General features: G+C 69.9%; 15 protein-coding genes. 8 read left to right on the top strand and 7 right to left on the bottom strand.

Going from position 1 to position 18,926, the window contains the following annotated elements; all coding sequences use genetic code 11:
- Window positions 1-107: 107 nt before the first annotated feature.
- Entirely contained in the window at window positions 108-1,454 is a 1,347-nt protein-coding gene (locus ACZ63D_RS22745; RefSeq protein ID WP_465356346.1) for a flavin monoamine oxidase family protein, read from the bottom strand.
- A gap of 177 nt (window positions 1,455-1,631) precedes the next feature.
- Here ACZ63D_RS22745 and ACZ63D_RS22740 point away from each other — a divergent pair, with 177 nt between their 5' ends.
- The 7 genes from ACZ63D_RS22740 (at window position 1,632) to ACZ63D_RS22710 (ending at window position 10,559) form a co-directional block, all read left to right on the top strand.
- A complete protein-coding gene (locus tag ACZ63D_RS22740) occupies window positions 1,632-3,188 on the top strand; it encodes an AMP-binding protein (RefSeq protein ID WP_465356345.1) in 1,557 nt (518 codons plus the stop codon).
- Window positions 3,189-3,294: 106 nt separating this feature from the next.
- On the top strand, window positions 3,295-4,542 hold the full coding sequence (locus ACZ63D_RS22735; protein WP_465356344.1) for a cytochrome P450: 1,248 nt from the start codon (window positions 3,295-3,297) through the stop codon (window positions 4,540-4,542).
- 30 nt (window positions 4,543-4,572) lie between these two features.
- Window positions 4,573-5,460, top strand: a complete 888-nt coding sequence (locus tag ACZ63D_RS22730; protein WP_465356343.1) for an NAD(P)-dependent oxidoreductase — start codon at window positions 4,573-4,575, stop codon at window positions 5,458-5,460.
- A 154-nt stretch (window positions 5,461-5,614) separates the two neighbouring features.
- On the top strand, window positions 5,615-6,721 hold the full coding sequence (locus tag ACZ63D_RS22725) for an NDMA-dependent alcohol dehydrogenase (RefSeq protein ID WP_465356342.1): 1,107 nt from the start codon (window positions 5,615-5,617) through the stop codon (window positions 6,719-6,721).
- Window positions 6,722-6,828: 107 nt separating this feature from the next.
- Complete coding sequence (locus tag ACZ63D_RS22720) at window positions 6,829-8,028, top strand: saccharopine dehydrogenase family protein (protein ID WP_465356341.1); 1,200 nt, start codon at window positions 6,829-6,831, stop codon at window positions 8,026-8,028.
- A gap of 22 nt (window positions 8,029-8,050) precedes the next feature.
- Complete coding sequence (locus tag ACZ63D_RS22715; RefSeq protein WP_465356340.1) at window positions 8,051-9,379, top strand: NAD(P)/FAD-dependent oxidoreductase; 1,329 nt, start codon at window positions 8,051-8,053, stop codon at window positions 9,377-9,379.
- Window positions 9,372-10,559 (top strand): saccharopine dehydrogenase family protein, encoded by a 1,188-nt coding sequence (locus ACZ63D_RS22710; RefSeq protein WP_465356339.1) that lies wholly within the window; start codon window positions 9,372-9,374, stop codon window positions 10,557-10,559. Before ACZ63D_RS22715 ends, ACZ63D_RS22710 begins: the two co-directional genes overlap by 8 nt.
- Before the next feature lie 42 nt (window positions 10,560-10,601).
- Here ACZ63D_RS22710 and ACZ63D_RS22705 read toward each other — a convergent pair whose 3' ends face one another.
- The 6 genes from ACZ63D_RS22705 to ACZ63D_RS22680 all read right to left on the bottom strand — a co-directional run bounded on the left by ACZ63D_RS22705 (window position 10,602) and on the right by ACZ63D_RS22680 (window position 17,642).
- Window positions 10,602-11,696, bottom strand: coding sequence for an acyl-CoA dehydrogenase family protein (locus tag ACZ63D_RS22705; protein WP_465356338.1), 1,095 nt, complete (start codon window positions 11,694-11,696; stop codon window positions 10,602-10,604).
- On the bottom strand, window positions 11,693-12,871 hold the full coding sequence (locus ACZ63D_RS22700; protein WP_465356337.1) for an acyl-CoA dehydrogenase family protein: 1,179 nt from the start codon (window positions 12,869-12,871) through the stop codon (window positions 11,693-11,695). Before ACZ63D_RS22700 ends, ACZ63D_RS22705 begins: the two co-directional genes overlap by 4 nt.
- Complete coding sequence (locus ACZ63D_RS22695) at window positions 12,871-13,623, bottom strand: SDR family oxidoreductase (protein WP_465356336.1); 753 nt, start codon at window positions 13,621-13,623, stop codon at window positions 12,871-12,873. Before ACZ63D_RS22695 ends, ACZ63D_RS22700 begins: the two co-directional genes overlap by 1 nt.
- Window positions 13,620-14,837, bottom strand: a complete 1,218-nt coding sequence (locus ACZ63D_RS22690) for an acetyl-CoA C-acetyltransferase (protein WP_465356335.1) — start codon at window positions 14,835-14,837, stop codon at window positions 13,620-13,622. Before ACZ63D_RS22690 ends, ACZ63D_RS22695 begins: the two co-directional genes overlap by 4 nt.
- Window positions 14,838-14,978: 141 nt before the next feature.
- The gene (locus ACZ63D_RS22685) at window positions 14,979-16,709 is read right to left on the bottom strand and encodes an MFS transporter (protein WP_465356334.1); all 1,731 of its coding nucleotides are present in this window, start codon (window positions 16,707-16,709) and stop codon (window positions 14,979-14,981) included.
- Between the two features lie 186 nt (window positions 16,710-16,895).
- Entirely contained in the window at window positions 16,896-17,642 is a 747-nt protein-coding gene (locus tag ACZ63D_RS22680) for an SDR family NAD(P)-dependent oxidoreductase (RefSeq protein ID WP_465356333.1), read from the bottom strand.
- A 183-nt stretch (window positions 17,643-17,825) separates the two neighbouring features.
- On the opposite strand from ACZ63D_RS22680, the gene ACZ63D_RS22675 reads away from it, so the two are divergent.
- A complete protein-coding gene (locus ACZ63D_RS22675; RefSeq protein WP_465356332.1) occupies window positions 17,826-18,890 on the top strand; it encodes an NAD(P)-dependent alcohol dehydrogenase in 1,065 nt (354 codons plus the stop codon).
- Window positions 18,891-18,926: the final 36 nt, after the last annotated feature.

Here is an 18,926-nt window from a genome sequence, read left to right as displayed (position 1 = left end):
GGCGAAGGCCGGTGGATCTCGCTGGAGGAACTCCACCCCCCCCCCCCCCCCCCCGCACCCCCCCCCCCCCCCCCCCCCCCCCCCCCCCCCCCCCCCCCCCGGTCCGGTCAGGATTCCAGGCTCCGCAAGACCTTTCGCGCCGCCCGCTGTCCCGAAGCCGCTGCGGCGGCCAGCGAGGGATCGCCGAGGTAGTCGCCCGCGAACCAGATCGGGCCGACCGGAGTGCGCAGGGTTTTCTGCGACGCGTCCCGCTTGCCCGGCCGCCAGTAGGAGACCACCCGCGGCTGCCGTTTGACCACCACGCGGTCGATTTCGCCGTCGAGTTCCGGAAACATCCCGATCAGGTCGCGGAGGAACACGTCTTCGATCCCTTCGTCGGACAGCTGGCACAGCGCGTCCGCCGAGGATCCGCCGGAGAGCAGAACCAGCGCGCCGCCCGGTTTGCGCGGGCCTTCGGCGCGCTGCGGCGCCGCGTGGTTGAACACCATCTGGAAAGACAGTTCCGGCGTCGAGATGCCGTAGTAGTCGTCCCATCGCTGCGCGCCCTGCTCCTTCGTGAAAACACCGGCGAGGACGTATCGGCCGTATTCGATGTCGGACAACGCCGAGCGGTGGGCGTCGGGAAGGTCGGACATGAATTTGAGTGCACAATCGGCCGGGGTGGCGACGATGGCACGCTTCGCCGTCAGCCGCGCCGGACCGTGCTCGTCGGCGTACTCGACGGTCACCCCGTGGTCAGTCCAGGTGAGCCGCTCCACCGCGGAGCCGAGCCGCAGCCGGTCGCCGAGGTCGTTCGCGAGCGCGTCGGTGAATGTCTGGTTCCCGCCGACCGGCAGTGCGAAGTTCGGCACCTTCGCGGCCTTCTCCAGCGCGGTTCCGATGGAGACGGCGAGCTGTGTCGCCGCGGTCTCCTGCGGATCGCAGCCGATCCACTGACCGGACCACGCGGCGAAAAGCGCGGTCATCTCGCGCGACCGGACGCCCGCCATCAGCGCCTCCGCGCCGGACTGGGCTTCGAGGCGGGCTCGAGTCGCACGGGCGGCCTTGGCGTTCTTCCCGAAGAGCCGGGCGTACGCGTACTTGATGCGCAGGCCGACCCGCGCCAGCTCCGCCTTCGCGGCCAGCGGCATGCGAGAACGCAGCAGGAGCAACGGCGGGCTGTCGGTGGACACCATCCGGCCTTTGAGGTAGAGCGCCGCCTTCCGCCCGGCGAGCGAACCCCGTTCGATCCGGTAGCGGTCGAGGACTTCGAACAGCGGACCGTCGCCTTCGGTGAACTGGGTGCCGACGTTGAGCCAGTAGTCCCCGTGCCGGACGGATTCGACGCGACCGCCGGGCCTCGTCGCCGCTTCCAGCACGACGACGTCGGCTGATTCCGCCAGCGTCGATCCGGCGACCAAGCCGGCCGCACCGGCGCCGATGACAACGATTTCGCACTGCTCTTCCCTCTGCACCGGGCGATCATGCGGACGGCGCGGGCGGGAGCGGCCCGGCCGGGGACGCAGTGCGCCCGGCCGGGGGATGGCTCCCCCACCCGGGTGCCGCTTGGGCCGCGGCCTGTCCTCGCGCGCGAGGCGCGGGGTTTGCTGCCTTCCAGGCCACCGATCGCTACCGCCGGGAAGGACACCATCGTGGGTGAAGCCACCGTTTTCGCCGTGCTGAAAGAGCAGGCCGAGCAGGCTCCGGACGCTCCCGTCCTGCTGGCCGACGGCGAGGAGTGCTCGCGCGCGGAGCTGTTCGGCCAGGTCAAGGCGATCGCCGCCGGACTGCGGGCGCTCGGTCTCGACCGCGGCGACCGGGGGCTGATCGTTTCGGACAACCGGCTCGAGACCGTGGTCGCGTGGCTGGGGGTGGACTGCGCGCGGATGATCGACGTCCCGATCAATCCGGAAGCCCGCGGCGCGTTCCTGGAGTACCTGGTCCGGGACTGCGGGCCGCGGGTCGCGATCGGGCTTCCCGCGTACCTGCGCGCAGTGGCCGAAGCCGTTCCGGAGCACCCTGAATTCGCCGTGCTGATCGACCCCGACGACGGAGAACTGCCGTTCGGTCCAGGCACCCGGCACTTGACTTTCGCGGAGCTGATGGAGCTGGGACGCGACGGGGCCGTCGAGGCGCCGCTCGAAAGCGACGTCGCGACGATGATCTACACCTCCGGCACCACCGGTCCGTCCAAAGGAGTGCTGCTTCCGCACGCCTACCAGATCACCTGGGCACGACGCGGCGCGGCGGGCCTAGGGATGCGCGCGGGGCAAACGGCCTACACGCCCGAGCCGTTGTTCCACTCCGACGCCCGGTCGTACGTCCTCGCGGCCCTGCTCACCGGCGGACGGCTCGCGCTCGGGAAGCGATTCAGCGTAAGCCGGTTCTGGGACGAAGTACGTGCCGCCGACGCGTCGTACTTCGCGTATCTCGGCACCATGCTCTCGATGCTGAATTCCGCGGAGCCCAGCGCATCCGACCGCGATCACCCGGCCGTCATCGGTACCGGCGGCGGCGCCCCGGCAGCGTTGCAGCGCGGTTTCGAGAAACGGTTCGGCGTCCGGCTGATCGAGATGTACGGCATGACCGAGGCGCTGTGCATCGCCCAGAACACCCCGGAGCACCACCGGATCGGCTCGGTCGGGCGGCCGACACCCGAACTGGAGACCCGGCTGGTCGACGACCAGGACCGGCCGGTGCCGTGCGGGGAGGTCGGCGAACTGATCCTGCGGCCCCGCGAGCCGCACACCGTCATGGCCGGTTACTGGAACAAGCCCGAGGCGACAGTCGCGGCGTGGCGGAACCTGTGGTTCCACACCGGCGACCGGATGCGCGCGGACGAAGACGGTTTCCTCTACTACGTCGGACGATTGAAGGACTCGATCCGCCGCCGCGGCGAAAACGTCTCTGCTTGGGAAGTCGAATGCGCGGCGAACAAGCACGAGGACGTGCGCGAGGCGGCCGCGATCGGTGTCCCGTCGGATCTCGGCGAAGAGGATGTCGCGCTCCTGGTCGTCGCACAGGACGCGAGCCGCGTCGACCCGGTGGCGTTGCGCGATTTTCTCGCTGCCGACTTGCCCAAGCACGCCGTGCCCCGCTTCATCGAGGTTGTCGAAAGCCTGCCGAAGACGCCGACCCAGCGCGTCAACAAGGACGAAGTGCGCGCCCGCGGAATCACCGAAGCGGCTTGGGACGGCGAGAAAGCCTGACCACCCTCCCCCAACCGGGCCGATCCCGGACGCCCCGCCGGTCCGGCGGTCCCCGGCGACCTACGTTCCCCGCACCAACGGTTAGCTACGTCACTCCGGAGGAACGATGAGCACGATCGACGACCCCGGCTTCACGGTCGCGGACGCACAGCTGTGGGCCTCAGGCCCGCCGCACGAGGTTTTCGCCGAGCTGCGCGGCAAGTGCCCGGTGCACCATTCGGCGGGCATCGCCGGGATGCCCGGGGCGCCCGGCTTCTGGTCGATCACCAAAGCCGAGGACGTGGCGCGGGTCAGCCGCGACTGGAAGACGTTCTCCTCGCACCGCGCCGGAGCGGTCGACCTCACCTGGGAGGGCATGCCGGAGGACCTCCAGGAACTGTCCAAAATGGACATGATCAACCTCGATCCGCCCCGGCACGACCGGCTCAAGCAGCTTTTCCTCGCCGGCTTCACCCAGGAGCGCATCGCCGCCGAAGAGGGCCGGGTCGTCGAGGCGGTCGGGAACGTGCTCGACCGCCTCGAGGGCAAGGAGACCTGCGACCTGGTCAACGACGTCTCGAAGCCGATCGTCGCGCGCGTCATCCACGGGTTCATGGGCATCCCCGAAGAGGACGACGCCCGCTGGATCCACAACATCAGCCGCTACATCGCCCTCGACGACCCGCATTTCAACCCCGGCGGGCTCGAGGAATGGCTCACCGTCTTCATCCCCGACCTGATCGAGCAGTGCGCGGTGCTGGTCGAAGACCGCAAGGCCAACCCGGGCGACGATCTGATCAGCATCCTGGTCCAGGCCGAGGTCGAAGGCGACAAGCTTTCCGACGACGAGATCGTCGCGGGCATGCTGCTGCTGTTCGCCGCGGGCAACGACAGCACGATGGCGACTTACGTGAGCGCGATGATCGCGTTGATGGAGAACCCCGGGGAGCGCCAGAAGGTGCTCGACGACCCGTCTCTGGTGCCGAGCGTGGTCGAAGAGGCTCTGCGGATGTACCCGGCGTTCTCGCTGATGCGCCGCACGGCGACGAAGGACGTCGAGATCGGGGACGCGAAGATCAAAGAAGGCGACTCCGTCGTCATGTGGTACCCCTCGGCGAACCGCGACGAGGACAAATACGAGGACCCCGACCGGTTCGACGTCACCCGCAACCCCCAGCACCAGGCGTTCGGGGCGGGCGGGCGGCATTTCTGCCTCGGCAACGCGCTCGCCCGGCTCGAACTGCGGCTGATGGTCGCCGAGACGCTCAACCGCTACCCGCGGATGGAGATCGCCGGCGACGCGCCGTTCACCGCGTCGTTCTTCGCCAACCAGCGCCAAACGCTGCCCGTACGCCTCGGTCCCCGCTCGGCCTGACCCGCCACACCGAAAGAACGCGGAGAATCCATGACTGACGTTACTTCACCGACGAAGACCTACGACGTGGCCGTGCTCGGCTGCGGGCTGCTGGGATCCGCCCTCGCCCGCAACTTCGCCGCCAACGGCCACCGGACCGCCGCGTGGAACCGCACCCCGGCCAAGGCCGAGGCTCTCGCGGGCGACGGCGTCCACCCGCTGTCCAATGTAGACGAAGCGGTGCGCTCGGCGAAGCTCGTCCTGGCCGTCACGTCGACCTACGCGACGACCCGCGAAGCGATCGCCGCCGCTCCCGACTGGACGGAAACCACCCTGGTCAACGTCGGCACCGGCACGCCCGCCGAAGCGGCGGAAATGCATGCGTGGGCCGAGGAACGCGGCATCCGGTACCTCGACGGCGCGGTGCTCTGCTACCCGCAGCAGGTCGGCACCAAGGAAGGCATGGTCCTCTACTCGGGTTCCGCCGAGGCGTGGGCCGAGCACGAGCAAACCCTGATGGCGCCTGGACCGTACTCGACGTTCGTCTCCGACAACGTGAAAGCGGCGAGCGTTCTCGACACCGCGATCATCGGCGGGTTCTATTCCGCCGCACTGAGCGCGTACGTCGAAGCGTCCACTTACGCACTCGACCAAGGGGTCGAGCCGGAGACGCTGAACGCGATCAGCGAACTGGCGTTCCAGGCTCTCGCCACTACCGGCAAGGAAGGCGTGGGCGCCATCGCCAGCGGCCAGCACGAGACCGAGACCGCCACGCTCGGCGTCTACGCCGAAGGGTGCCGCGCCACGCTCGGGGCCATGCGGGCGGCCGGACACAAGGCCCGGCTGCTCGCCGCGGCCGTGGAAAACCTCGGCGAGGCCGAAAAGGCCGGGCTGGGCGACCTCGGGTTCTTCGCCTCCACGAAGGTCGCCCGTTCCTGACTCCCGCCTTCGGAAGCGGACCCGCCGCACCGGGCGGGTCCGCTTCCCGGTTCCCCCACCCGGGCACTGCCTGCCCGCCCGAGGCGGAGACCGGCCGGCCCGGCCTTAGGTTCGCCGTTCCGTCACCAGCGAACGAGCAATCCGAGGAAGCGCGATGAAGACAACTGCCGCGGTGCTGACCGAGGTCGGCAAACCCTTCGAGATCGTCGAACTCGACCTGGCCGGCCCGAAGGAGGGCGAGGTCCTCGTCCGCTACGCCGCCGCGGGCCTGTGCCACTCCGATCTGCACCTGCTCAAGGGCGATTTCCCGTCCCGGCTGCCGATTGTCGGCGGCCATGAGGGCGCGGGCGTCGTCGAGGAAGTCGGCGCGGGCGTCACCAAGGTCAAGCCCGGCGATCACGTGCTGGCGAGTTTCATCCCGAGCTGCGGCGAATGCCGATGGTGCCGCAGCGGCAAGCAGAATCTATGCGATCTCGGGGAAAACCTGCTCGACGGGCAGCTCCCGGACGGCACCTTCCGGTTCAAGCTGAACGGCGAGGACGCGGGCGGCATGTGCTCGGTCGGCAGTTTTTCGCAGTACGGCACGCTTTCCCAGCATTCCGTGATCAAAGTCGACGAGGCCCTCCCGCTCGATCGCACGGTGCTCACCTCCTGCGGTGTCCCGACCGGCTGGGGCACGGCGGTCAACGTGGCGGGCGTGCGCCCGGGCGACACGACGGTGATCTACGGCGCGGGCGGCGTCGGCGTGAACGCGGTCCAAGGCGCCGCCGCGGCCGGGGCGAAGTACGTCGTGGTGGTGGATCCCGTCGAGTTCAAGCGGGACACCGCGCTCAAGCTGGGCGCGACGCACGCGTTCGCGGACGCGGACCAAGCGCTGGAAGCGGTGTGGGAGATGACCCACGGCCAAGGTGCCGAGTCGGCCATGGTGATCGTCGGCGACGTGAGCCCGGAGGTCGTCACGGCCGCGTTCACCGTCGTCGGCAAGGGCGGCACCATCGCGATCACCGCCATGGGGCCGTGGGACGACCTGAGCATCCAGCTCCCCGCCGCTCAGCTGGCGATGTTCCAGAAGACCGTCAAGGGCTGCATTTTCGGCCAGTTCAACCCGCAGAGCGACGTCCCGCGGCTGCTCGGGCTCTACCAGACGGGCAAGCTCAGGCTGGACGAACTGGTCACCCGGGAGTACCGGCTCGAAGAGGTCAACCAGGGCTACGACGACCTTCTCGCGGGCAAGCTGATCCGCGGCGTGGTGACCTTCTAGCTCGTGAGTGGCTATGCCGGTTCTGACCGGCATAGCCACTCCCCCAGCCGGGCACACTGCCTCCCTGGCGTCCGCCCACCCGTCCGTTGCGCCACGAGGATGCGGCCATGACTTCGACAGTTTCCGCGCACACCCCGAAGCGCGTGCTGGTGACCGGCGGTGCCGGTGAGATGGGCGCGTACGCGTGCGGCGTGCTCGCTGACGCCGCCGAGATCGCCGGTGTGGTCGTCGCCGACCGAGACGAGGAAAAGGCAGCCAGGCTCGCAGGCAAGCTCGGGCCGAAAGCGACCGCGCTCGCGCTCGACATCTCGGATTCCGAGGCACTGGCGAAAGCGCTTTCCGACGTCGACCTCGTGCTCAACTGCGCGGGCCCGTTCTACCGGTTCGGCCGCGAGGTGCTCAGCAGCGCCATCGCCGCCGGCACCGACTACCTCGACATCTGCGACGACTGGGAACCCACCCTGGAGATGCTCGAACTGGACGACGCCGCCCGCGCGGCGGGTGTCACGGCGGTCATCGGCATGGGGGCCAGTCCCGGCACGAGCAACCTGCTCGCCGTGCTGGCGATGTCCGAATGCGACACCGTCGAGCGGGTCTACACGTCCTGGCGGGCCTCCGCCGCGCATTTCCCCCGCCCCACCGCCGGACAGGAATTCCCGGAGGCGACCGCCGCCATCGAGCACTGGGTGCACAACTGCACCGAGCCGATCAAGATCTGGCGCGACGGCGGCCGCGTAGACGCGCATGCGCTTGAGGAGCTGACGCTCGCGTACCCAGGCTGGGGCGAGGACCAGGTTTGGGTGTGCGGCCACCCCGAACCGCTGACCCTGCCGCGAGTCCGGCCCGAGGTGCGGGAGTCCCTCAACGTGATGAGCGCGCGCCGGGGCCTGATGGACGGGATCATTCGCATCGCCGGGCGCGTCCGTTCCGGGGAGCTGAACGTCCGCCAGGCATCCGACGAACTGCTGCGGCAGCCCAACCTCAGCGGCAAGGCCGCCGGACCGGCGCCGAGCCTGCCCAGCAACATCTTCGCCGTCGCCGAGGGCGTCAAGGACGGGTCCCGCGTGCGAGTCGGCGCGCAGGCGCTGGTGCAGCCGGAGGGGAACATGGGCGAGATGACCGGCATTCCGCTGGCTGTCGCCGCGCTCATGTCGGCGCGCGGCCAGGTCGCCAAGCCGGGTGTGCACGGCCCGGAGGGCGCGATCGACCCGGAGGTCTTCTTCACCGATCTCGCGCGGTTCGCGCCCGAGCCGCCCGCGCCCGGCGCGCAGGTGTACGAGGTCGTCACCGAAGTTCTCGGCGGCTGAGCACGTGAATCGAGCGACCACAATGGACAGCGCGGACGTCGCCTATCTCTCGGGCACCGGCTGGGCCGACCGGCCGGATACCCTCGAACCGGCTTTGTCCGGCGAGACGGAGTGCGACGTCGCGGTCATCGGCGGCGGGCTCGGCGGGATGGCTGCCGCGCTCCGGCTCGCCGAACTCGGCCGGGACGTCGTGCTCGTCGAAGCAGATCTCTGCGGGTGGGGCGCCAGCTCGCGCAACGCCGGGTACCTCACGCCGACGCTGGGCAGCGACCCCCGCATCCTGAAAACCTTCTACGGCGACCGCGTGCGCGGCTTGTACCGATTCGCCACCAACGCCGTGAGTTTCACCGAGGAACTCATCCACGGCCACGGGATCGAGTGCGGCTACCAGCCGACCGGCAACGTCGCCGCCGCACCGACTGTCGCCGCGTTTCGCAAGATGGCCGCGCACGCCAAGCCGGGCCGCCGCTCAGTGGTGGGCGACGCCCGGCAGCTGGGCATTCCCCCGGCGTTTCCCGGCGGCATGCACATCAAAGTCGGCGGCGCTCTCAACCCGGGACAGCTCGCCCTCGGCGTCCGCGAGGCGGTTCGTGCATCGAACGTCCGGGTGTTCGAGCAGAGCCCGGCCACCGACGTCGCCGACACCGGCGACGCCGTCCGGATCGAGGTTCCCGGCGGGAGAATCCGCGCCAGCCAAGCGATCCTGACCGCCAACGCGTTCGCCAACCAGCTGCCGATCACGCCGCGAAACCTCAGCACCCCGGTGTGGGTCACAGCCGTCGAGACCGCGCCGGTGTCCGCCGGGCAGCTGGACGAGGCGGGGTGGACAAGCCGCTTTCCCATCACGACGAACCACTTCGTGATGCAGAGCTTCCGGGTCACGAACCGCGGCACGATCGTCTTCACCACCCGCAACCTGCAGACAGCCCGCCGAGCGCGCGCAGACCGGATGCCCGACCAGGCAGTGGTCGACGATTTGATGCGCGGCTTCCGGGAACGCTTCCCCACTTTGGCCGACGTCGCACCAGCTCGCGCCTGGGGCGGCTGGATCGGGCTCACGCCGTCCAATATGGCCGTCGTGGGACAAGCGAGCCCCCGCGTGCACTATTCCCTGGCCTGCAACGGGCACGGGCTCCCGCAAGCGCCGTACCTCGGCTCCCTGCTCGCCGACCGGCTCTGCGACAAGGGCACGCACGACGATCTCGCCCTCGTCTGGCGCGAGTCGCCGCGGTTCGCTCCGGGGATCGTCAACCCGGTGACGCTGCGCCTGGGCTGGCTCGCAGACCGCGTACTCGATCGAGCCGACCAGTTGGCGAACCGCAACCACATTCGGAGGAGCACCCATGGCTGACCAGAACCCGCCGCTTGGCACCGTGATCATCGTCGGCGGCGCCGGCGCGATGGGCCGCTGGGCCGTGCGCGGCATCGCTAAGCTCGGCTCGGCCCGCGAGCTGCTGATCGCCGACATCGACCTGGCGCGTGCCCGGCAGGTGGCCGACGAGGTGGGCGGGCCGTGCACCGCGGTGCGCCTGGACGCCACCGACCCGGCGGCGCTGCGCGAGGCGTTCGCGGACTGCGACGTCGTCCTCAACACCATGGGCCCGTTCTCGAAGTTCGCCCGGCCGATCGTGGAGGCCGCCGTCGAATGCGGCTGCGACTACCTGGACATCGACGACGACTGGGAGTCCACCGCCGAAGCGTTCGAGTTCGACGCCAAGGCACGGGAAAAGGGCCTGCGCGTCGTGAAAGGCATCGGCGGCAGCCCTGGCGTCTCCAACCTCGCCGCGGCGTTGGCCGCCGACCGGCTCGACAAGGTCACCGAGATCTTCACCGGCTGGTCGATGCGGGGCGCGGTGCTGGAGGACGAGCCCGCGTACCCGGCGGCGGGCGGAGCCGGTGCCGCGGTCGAACACTGGCTGATCCAGATCAGCGGCTCGATCCGCGCCTACCGCGACGGCGCCGAGAAAGACATCGAACCCCTCGCTCCCGTCGAGTTGCTTTACCCCGGAAAGGGCCAGGTGCGGGCTTACACCGTGGGGCATCCGGAGGCGATCACGCTGCCGCGGTACTTCCCGACGGTCGTCAACTCGACCAACCTCACTTCCGGTCCGGCCTGGGTCTTCGACCACGCCCGTTCCGTCGCGGCGGACTACGACGCGGGCCGGGTGAGCCTCGCCGAGGGCGCCAGCAGGCTGGAGGACATGCCGGACCCGCCCGAAGGCGCGCCGCGCACCCGCGATCCGCTGCACCAGGTGTGGGCCATGGCTTGCGGCGAGCGCGCCGGCGAACCGCTCGCGATCTCGGTCGAGCCTTCCTCGATGCCGCCGGGAAAAATGGGCGGCGGCACCGGTGCGGCGCTGGCCGTCGGACTCGAACTGCTTCGGCAGGGCCGCATCGCCGAGCCCGGCGTGCACGCGCCGGAGGGCGTCATCGAGCCGCGGGACTTCTTCTCGGTGTTCCTGGAGTTCGTCGAGCCCGCCGTGGAATCAGTCGACGAACTGCTGATCGTCCGTGAGGGGCCGGTTTCCTGATCCACGAGACGGAGCCCCGTCCGGGGCTCCGTCTCCGCTGGCTCACTGCGGCCCGGGCAAGCCGATCAGGCCGGACAAACGGGCCCGGTGGCGGCCCGCGGCGCCGAACGCGATCTGATCTGCTTTCGCGCGTTTGAGGTACAAATGCGCGGGATGTTCCCAGGTCATCCCGATACCGCCGTGCAACTGGATGGCCTCTTCCGCCGCCGTCACCGCGAAGTCGCTGCAAAAGGCTTGCGCGACCGCAGTCGCGATTTCGACATCAGGATCGTCGGCGGCCAGCGCGGCTGCCGCGTACCGCGCCGCGGAGGTGGCTGAATCGACGCCAACTGCTACGTCGGCGAGACGGTGCTTGAGCGCCTGGAAGCCGCCGACGATGCGGCCGAACTGCCTCCGCTGCTTGAGATACCCGACAGTCTCCTCCAAGCACCAGCGTGCGAGCCCGGCCTGCTCCGACGCCAGCAACGCCGCGCCGGCGCGCAGTGCCCTCCGCACGGCTGGACCGGCGTCGGCGACGACCTGAGTTCCGACGACGCCGTCCAGGCTGACGTCCGCGAGCTGGCGCGTCATGTCGAACGAGACGACCGGCGTCCGGCCTGTATCGGCGGCGGTGACTGCGAAAACGGAAATGCCGTCGGGAGTCTCCGCGGGCACGAGCAGCACGTCGGCCTCGATCGCCCCGGCCACGCTGGTCACGGTGCCACTCAACCGCCCGCCAGCGAAGCGCACCGCCGGGAGCGGATCGTCCGGGGCCGCGGAAAGCGGCACGGCGAGCGCAGCCGTCCGCGCTCCCGACGCCAGCTCGGAAAGCAGATCACCGGCTGTGCCGAGCAGGACCGTGGTGGCGACGACAGCACTGGTCAGGAACGGCACCGGGGCGACAGCGCGGCCGAGTTCCTCCAGCACCACCGCCGCCTCGCGCGCCGAGGCACCGGCACCGCCGCGTTCCTCCGGCACCAGCAGACCGGCCAGCCCCAGATCGGCGGCGAGGACCGGCCACAGCGCGCCGACCAGCGACCGGTCGCCGTCGTAGAGCGCGGTGACCGCGTTCGGGTCGCACCGGTCGGCGAGCACATCCCGGACGCTCGCCCGGAGGTCGTCCTCGACCTCGGTGTACAGCAGGTCGAGTTCGCTCATTTCTTGAGTTCCTTCCAGGGCACGTCCTTGTCGACGCGATGTTCCGGCGGCAGCCCGAGCACCCGCTCCGCGACGATATTGCGCAGGATCTCGGTGGTGCCGCCTTCGATGGAGTTGCCTTTGGCGCGCAGGTAGCGGAAACCCGCGTTGCGGGCGGTGAAGTCGACCCGGGTCGGGCGGACCATCGTCCAGTCGTCGTAGCGCAGGCCGTCCTCGCCGAGGATTTCCAGTTCCAGTCCCGACAATCGCTGGTTCAGCCGCGCGAAACCGATCTTCATCGCCGCGCCTTCGGGACCGAGCGTGCCCTTCGCGAGCTTCTGCCGGACACGCGTGCCGCTCATCCGCGCGACCTCGGCATCCACCCACAGCCGCAGAAGCCGGTCGTGCAGCTCCGGCGTGCGGCGCTCGGGATGCTCGCGCCACGTCCGCGCGACCACGCCGATCATGCCGCCCTCGCGAGGCGCGGCTTTGCCGCCGATAGCCACTCGTTCGTTGTTCAGCGTCGCGGTCGCCACCGCCCAGCCCTGGCCGACGTCGCCGAGGCGATGGCTGTCCGGAATGCGCACGTCGCTGAGGAAGACCTCGTTGAATTCGGCTTCCCCGGTGATCTGCCGCAACGGCCGGACCTCGACCCCGGGATCGGTCAGATCGCACAGGAAGTACGTGAGCCCGCGATGTTTGGGAACGTCGGGGTCGGTCCGGGCGACCAGGATCGCGAATCGGGCGAGATGCGCGCCGGACGTCCACACCTTCTGCCCGTTCACGACCCAGCCGTCGCCGTCGCGCACCGCTCGCGTCGCCACCGCCGCGAGGTCGGAACCGGCGCCGGGCTCGCTGAACAGCTGGCACCAGATCTCTTCACCGGTCCACAGTGGACGGAGGAAGCGCCGCTTCTGGTCCTCGGTGCCGAAGGCCAGGATGGTCGGCGCCGCCATGCCGAGGCCGATGCCGTTGGCGTGCCGGTTGTTGTCCGGCGCGCCCGCGCTGTCGAACGCCTCGTCGACCTCCAGCTGCCATTCCGGAGGCAGGCCCAGCCCGCCGTGCCCCTCGGGAAACTGCACCCAGGCCAGCCCCGCGTCGTAACGGGCGCGCAGGAAGTCCAGCGGCTCGGTCGTCGCCGGATCGTGCACGGCAAGGAAATCCGCGACCCGTCGCCTCAATTCCGCAATGGTCATCAGGAACCTCCGGTCAGGGTCACGCCGCCGTCGACGACCAACTGCTGCCCGGTCATCCACGCGGAGTCCTCGGACAGCAGAAACGCCACCACGCTGCCGACATCGTCAGGCACGCCAAGGCGCTTCAACGGATACTGCGCGGCCGCGTCCTGCTCGCGGCCTTCGTACAGCTTCGCGGCGAACCGCGTCTTCACGACCGCGGGTGCGACCGCGTTCACGCGGATGTCCGGCCCCAGCTCGAGTGCCAGTTCCTGCGTGAGATAGGCCAGCATCGCTTTGCTGGCCCCGTAAAAACCGATGCCGGGAGCAGGCCGGATCCCGCCGACGGAGCAGATGTTGACGATCGCGCCGCCGTGCGCACCCATCCACGCCCGGTGCGCTTGCTGCACCCACGACGTCGCCGCGAGACAGTTCACCTCGAAGATCTTGCGCGCGACGGCCAGGTCCAGGTCGACCAGCGGGCTGTAGACCGGGTTGATCCCGGTGTTGTTGACCAGCAGATCGGCCCCGCCGAACGTGTCGATCGCCTGCTTGACCGTGTCGGCCTGATGCTCGACGTCGGCGGCGTGCCCCGCCACGCCCAGTGCGTGCTCCGCGCCGCCGAGCCGCTCGACGGCCTCGGCCAGCGGCTCGGGCTTGCGTCCGGTGATGACGACCTTCGCGCCGTCGGCGACCAGCCGCTCGGCAACGGCCAGCCCGATCCCGCGGCTCGCGCCGGTGACGATCGCGGTCTTCCCTTCGAACCTGCTCACGACAGCCGCTCCAGCACCATCGCCATGCCCTGTCCGCCGCCGACGCACATGGTCTCCAGGCCGAACTGCTTGTCGTGCCACCGCAGCGAATTGATCAGCGTGCTCGTGATCCGCGCGCCAGTCATGCCGAACGGGTGGCCCACCGCGATCGCGCCGCCGTTGGCGTTGAGCCGATCCTCGTCGACGCCGAGCTGCCGTGCGGACGGGATCACCTGCGCGGCGAACGCTTCGTTGATCTCCACCAGGTCGATGTCGCCGATGGTGAGACCGGCCCGGCCGAGGGCCTGTTGGGACGCCTCGACCGGGCCGAGGCCCATGATTTCCGGGGACAGGCCGCTGACCCCGGTGCTGACGATCCGCGCCAGCGGCGTGAGCCCCAGTTCCTTCGCCTTCGTGTCCGACATGACCACGATCGCCGCCGCGCCGTCGTTGAGCGGACAGCAATTCCCCGCGGTCACCGTTCCGCCAGGACGGAAGACGGGCTCCAGTGCGGCCACCCGCTCCAAAGTCACGCCCGCGCGCGGGCCGTCGTCTTTGGTCACCGCTGTACCGTCCGGCAACGTGACCGGCGTGATGTCGCGCGCCCAGAAGCCGTCCGCGATGGCTCTCTCGGCGCGGTTCTGCGACCGCACGGCGAACTCGTCCTGCTCTTCCCGGGTGACGCCGGTGAGCTGAGCGACGTTCTCCGCAGTCTGCCCCATCGCGACGTACACGTCCGGCAACGCGCCCTCGGCCCGTGGATCGGACCACGTCTTCCCGCCTTCGGCGGCCTCGGCCGTACGTTTCTTGGCACTGGCGAAAATCGGATTTTCGGTGTCCGGCAAGCCATCCGCGTTACCCCGTTCATACCGGCTAACCGTCTCCACTCCTGCGGAGATGAAGACGTTGCCTTCTCCCGCCTTGATGGCGTGCATCGCCATCCGGGTGCTTTGCAGGCTCGACGAGCAGTAACGGTTGACCGTCGTGCCGGGCACCGCGTCGAGTCCGGCGAGCACCGCCACGACCCGCGCGAGGTTGAACCCGGATTCTCCGGCGGGCTGTCCACAGCCGAGAATCAGATCTTCGACATCCGCCGGATCGAGCTCGGGAACCTGCGCCAGCGCCGCCCGCACCATCTGGACGGTCAAGTCGTCCGGCCGCAGCTTCGCGAGAGAGCCCTTGCCCGCTCGGCCGATCGGCGAGCGGGCGGTGGCGACGATGACGGCTTCGGGCATCAGTTCTCCAGAAAGACTAAGCGAGCGCTTACCGCACTAGCTTGCGGCCGGACAGCGGCGTGCCGAGCCGTCGGCGGCGCCCGTCTGCCCGCCTGGGGGATGCCCGGGGCCCGCTCCGGGAGAGCGGGCCCCGGGTCGCGGTCAGTCGGCTGCGCCCACGAGCAGTTTGAACCCGTGCGGGTGCCGGAACCGGGAAACGAGCGTGGCCACGACGACGAGGACCGGGAAAGCCATCGTGATCCAGTAGCCGTAGGTGTACACGTCGGCGAGCGGGAAATGCGTGCCGTCGAGAAGCAGGTCCGACTTGGTCAAATCCACCTGGCCCACGTAGTCCGTGTAGGCCTTCACCGCCGCCGGGGCCCCGGTCGCGGCCTTGGCGCCGAGTTCGTTCAGCACCGCCACGTCGACCGACTGGTACGTGAAACCCGAGGCGTTCTGCAGAATGGTGATCACCGCCGCGCCGACCGCGAACCCGATGGCCATCATCGTTCCCGGCATGCCTGCCGCCATTCCCGCGCGTTCCTCGGGCACGACGAACTGCGGCACGGCGAACGCACCGCTGTACCCCGCCCGGCTGCCGAGGCCGACGAGTGCCGACCCGACGACGTACTCCCAGGCCTGATCATGCGCCACCGCGAGGAAAAGCAGGCCCGCCGCGCAGATCGCGGCGCCAGCGACCAGGACCACGCCCGGCCGTCCGCGCGCGACGAACCGCTCCGAGATCTTGCCGGACAGGAACATCGTCAGCGCGAACGGCAGCATCACCAGGCTGGTTTCGAGGGGGCTGAAGTTCAGGCCGTACTGCGCGAGGTGGTCCGGCCATCCGGCGTTCGCGGGCAGGGTCACGCCGCCGACAGGGAACGGCTGGGGCAGGTTGCCGTGCAGCATCGCCGGGTCGTTCGGGTTCTGCACGTAGTAATTGACGAGTACGAGGAACGCGGCGTCGACACACCCGAACAGCCCGGCGGACACGCACGCCGTCGTGACGAAGGGCTTGCGCAGCACGGAAAGGTCGAAGGCCGGTTTCGAGGACCGCCGTTCGGCGAAGACCCACCCGGCCGCGAGCACCAGCCCGAGCAGCAGGACCAGATCGGCGTGCTGGCCGATCGCGGTGTCGGCGGGCGCGCTGAACCCGAGCAGGACGACCGCGACCCACGCGATCAGCCAGACGGTCCCGAAAACGCCGATCCGCCCGGCCGACTCCGGCGGCGAGTTCGGCACGATCGCCAGCAGCCCGAGGGTGGTGAGCACGAAAAGCCCGGCGAGAACGTAGAAGAACGGCGCGATCGACTGATGCGGGATGACCGGGGCCAGCGTCGCCGGGTCGAGAGTCAGCCGGTCCGGCACCGGCCACAGCTTCAGCGAAACGCCGCCGCCGACCATGCCCAGCACGACACCGGTCCCGGTGGCCATGATCAGCACGGTGACCGCCGTGGACACCGCGTTGCCGGCCAGATGCCGGCGCAGGAAGCTCAGCGGCACCAGCTGCGCGGCACCGCCGAAGCCCATCAGGGCCGAGCCGGCGACGAGCGCGGGGTAGCTGTCGGCCACCGCGGCGATCAAGGCGCCGCCGGCGAGGAATCCGCCGGACAGCAGCGAAACCGTGCGGTCGCTGAGCACGTCGGTCATGCGCGGGATCAGGACGAACCCGGCTCCGCCGCCCAGCGTGAGCGCGGTGAACACCCACGTCGCGGCCGTCACCGAGTTGTGCGCGTAGCTGATCGTGATCAGCGGGAGCAGGGGCGGCAGCATGAACGCGACCGCGTTGGTCACGGTCGCGAGCACCGCCGCGATCCCGATCAGCGCGGCGCGATTCGGTGCTTTTCGCACCCCGACGTCGTTGGTGGCGGACAGGCTCGCCGGCTCGTGCATATGGGTCATCGTTGATCCCGATCTCTGGAGTGGCTCGCTGGTGGCGGACAAGCTAAGAAGCGGCCGCTCGCATCGCCGGCGAACGTGCCTTCGATGTGTCCGGATGGGGGATGCCGCTGGCGGAGGTTCTCGGCAAGACGGCCGAGAACGGCCAAATCCGGCGGTGAGATCAACTCCGTCCCGCGGTTACTGGGCCGTGTATCCGCCGTCGGCGAAATGGCAGCTGCCGGTGATGAACGACGCCGCGTCGGAGGCCAGGAACGCCACCAGGTGCGCGACTTCCTCCGGCGTGCCCAGCCTGCCGAGCGGATGCCGTCCGGCGAGGAACCGCTCGGTCTCGTCGTCCATGCCCGTGAGCAGCGGGGTGGCGATGAATCCCGGCGCGACCGCGTTGACCCGGACCCCTCGCGCCGCGTATTCGAGCGCGGCGCTCTTGGTCAGTCCGACGACGCCGTGTTTCGCCGCCACGTACGCGCTCGTTTCCGGGAAGCCGACCGATCCCAGCACCGAAGCCAGATTGACGACCGCGCCGCCACCCCGCATCGCCGGGATCTGCGCGCGCATCCCGTAATAGACGCCGTCGAGGTTGATCCGGGTGACCCGCTGCCATTCGCTGACCGGCAGGTCGGCCAGCGGCGCGTCCGCCCCTACGACACCGGCGTTGTTGACCGCGATCCGCAACGGCCCGAGCTCGCTCGCCGCCCGGACCGCTTCCTCCTGCGCCGCCGGGTCGGCGACGTCGCCGACGAACATCCTCGCCGCTCCCCCGGTTTCGGCGATTTCCGCGGTCACCGCCGCCGCGGCCGCCTCGGACACGTCCTGGACGAGCACCGCGGCACCATTCGCGGCGAGCAGCCTGGCGATCGCCGCGCCGATGCCCGAACCGGCACCGGTAACGAGCGCGACGCGGTCTGACACGGCATAGCTGACCATGGATTCCCCCTGTGGGCGATGCGGGCCGGGCAAAGGCGAAAGCTAATCGGATTAGCCGCCCGCACTGCTGGACCGGGCGGACACACCCCCCGGCTGGCGGAGGATTCGCCTTCCCCGCCCGGAGCGAACCGAGACCCCGGTTAGGTTCGGCGCACCCGACGAAAGGCAGCGAACGTGGACACGATGCGCGCAGTGCGGCTGAACGCGTGGAAGTCGGATCCGGTGCTCGCCGAGGTCCCGGTTCCCGAACCCAGTCCCGGACAGGTGCTGATCCAGGTCGGCGGCGCGGGAGCCTGCCACTCCGACCTCCACCTGATGCGCGACTTCGACACCGGGACCGAAGCCTGGGAACCGCCGTTCACCCTCGGCCACGAGAATGCCGGCTGGGTGCACAAACTCGGCAACGGCGTCCGCGGCTGGGAACCCGGGCAGCCGGTCGCCGTGGTCGGGGCGTGGGGCTGCGGCCGCTGTGTCCGTTGCCGCGCCGGAGTCGACATCTACTGCGAGGACCTCGCGGCCGCGCCAGTGCCGGGAGGGGGCGGCGGTCTCGGACTCGACGGCGGAATGGCGGACTACCTGCTCGTCCCCGCCGAACGCTTCCTCGTCCCGCTCCCCGACGGGCTCGACCCCGTCCTCGCCGCTCCGCTGACCGACGCGGCGCTGACTCCGTACCACGCGATCCGCCGCTCGCTGCCCAAGCTCACGCCCGACGCCACCGCGCTGGTGATCGGCGCCGGCGGTCTCGGGCATCTCGCCGTGCAACTGCTCAAAACGCTCACCGGCGCGCGCGTGGTGGTCGTCGAACCGCGGGAAGCCGCGGGCAGGCTGGCCGCTCGCAGCGGCGCGGACCTCGTTCTGGCTCCTGGCCCCGATACCGTCGCGCTCATCCGGGATTCCACGCGCGGCCGAGGCGTCGACGTCGCTCTCGACTTCGTCGGTTCCGACGAGACCATCGCGACGGCCGCCAAATCCGCCCGTTCGCTCGGCGACGTGACGATCGTCGGCATCGCCGGAGGCTCGTTCCCGGTGTCGTTCTCCTCGGTGGCGCCCGAGGTCAGCGTCCAGACGACGTATTGGGGCACCCGGGCCGAACTTGCCGAACTGTTCGAACTCGCCGCGCGAGGACTGATCACCCCGGAAATCGAGGTGTTCGGCCTCGATGACGCGCTGGCCGCCTACCGGCGGCTGGAAGCGGGAGACATCCGGGGCCGCGCGGTGATCGTGCCTTCCGCGAAGCACTCGGGCTGACCCCCGCACCGTCTGTCCATTGTGGACCTAATCCCC

The organism is Amycolatopsis sp. NPDC104775 (genome assembly GCF_055583325.1).
Note: the sequence above shows the minus strand (reverse complement) of the source record. Positions and strands in the feature narration are given on the sequence as shown.

Excerpts from the sequence above, each read along its gene's own strand:
- ACZ63D_RS22690 (WP_465356335.1), bottom strand. The coding sequence starts at position 14,837 with ATGCCCGAAGCCGTCATCGTCGCCACCGCCCGCTCGCCGATCGGCCGA.
- ACZ63D_RS22680 (WP_465356333.1), bottom strand. The coding sequence starts at position 17,642 with ATGGTCAGCTATGCCGTGTCAGACCGCGTCGCGCTCGTTACCGGTGCC.
- ACZ63D_RS22710 (WP_465356339.1), top strand. The coding sequence starts at position 9,372 with ATGGCTGACCAGAACCCGCCGCTTGGCACCGTGATCATCGTCGGCGGC.
- ACZ63D_RS22730 (WP_465356343.1), top strand. The coding sequence starts at position 4,573 with ATGACTGACGTTACTTCACCGACGAAGACCTACGACGTGGCCGTGCTC.
- ACZ63D_RS22675 (WP_465356332.1), top strand. The coding sequence starts at position 17,826 with ATGCGCGCAGTGCGGCTGAACGCGTGGAAGTCGGATCCGGTGCTCGCC.
- ACZ63D_RS22720 (WP_465356341.1), top strand. The coding sequence starts at position 6,829 with ATGACTTCGACAGTTTCCGCGCACACCCCGAAGCGCGTGCTGGTGACC.
- ACZ63D_RS22705 (WP_465356338.1), bottom strand. The coding sequence starts at position 11,696 with ATGAGCGAACTCGACCTGCTGTACACCGAGGTCGAGGACGACCTCCGG.
- ACZ63D_RS22685 (WP_465356334.1), bottom strand. The coding sequence starts at position 16,709 with ATGCACGAGCCGGCGAGCCTGTCCGCCACCAACGACGTCGGGGTGCGA.
- ACZ63D_RS22700 (WP_465356337.1), bottom strand. The coding sequence starts at position 12,871 with ATGACCATTGCGGAATTGAGGCGACGGGTCGCGGATTTCCTTGCCGTG.
- ACZ63D_RS22735 (WP_465356344.1), top strand. The coding sequence starts at position 3,295 with ATGAGCACGATCGACGACCCCGGCTTCACGGTCGCGGACGCACAGCTG.
- ACZ63D_RS22715 (WP_465356340.1), top strand. The coding sequence starts at position 8,051 with ATGGACAGCGCGGACGTCGCCTATCTCTCGGGCACCGGCTGGGCCGAC.
- ACZ63D_RS22725 (WP_465356342.1), top strand. The coding sequence starts at position 5,615 with ATGAAGACAACTGCCGCGGTGCTGACCGAGGTCGGCAAACCCTTCGAG.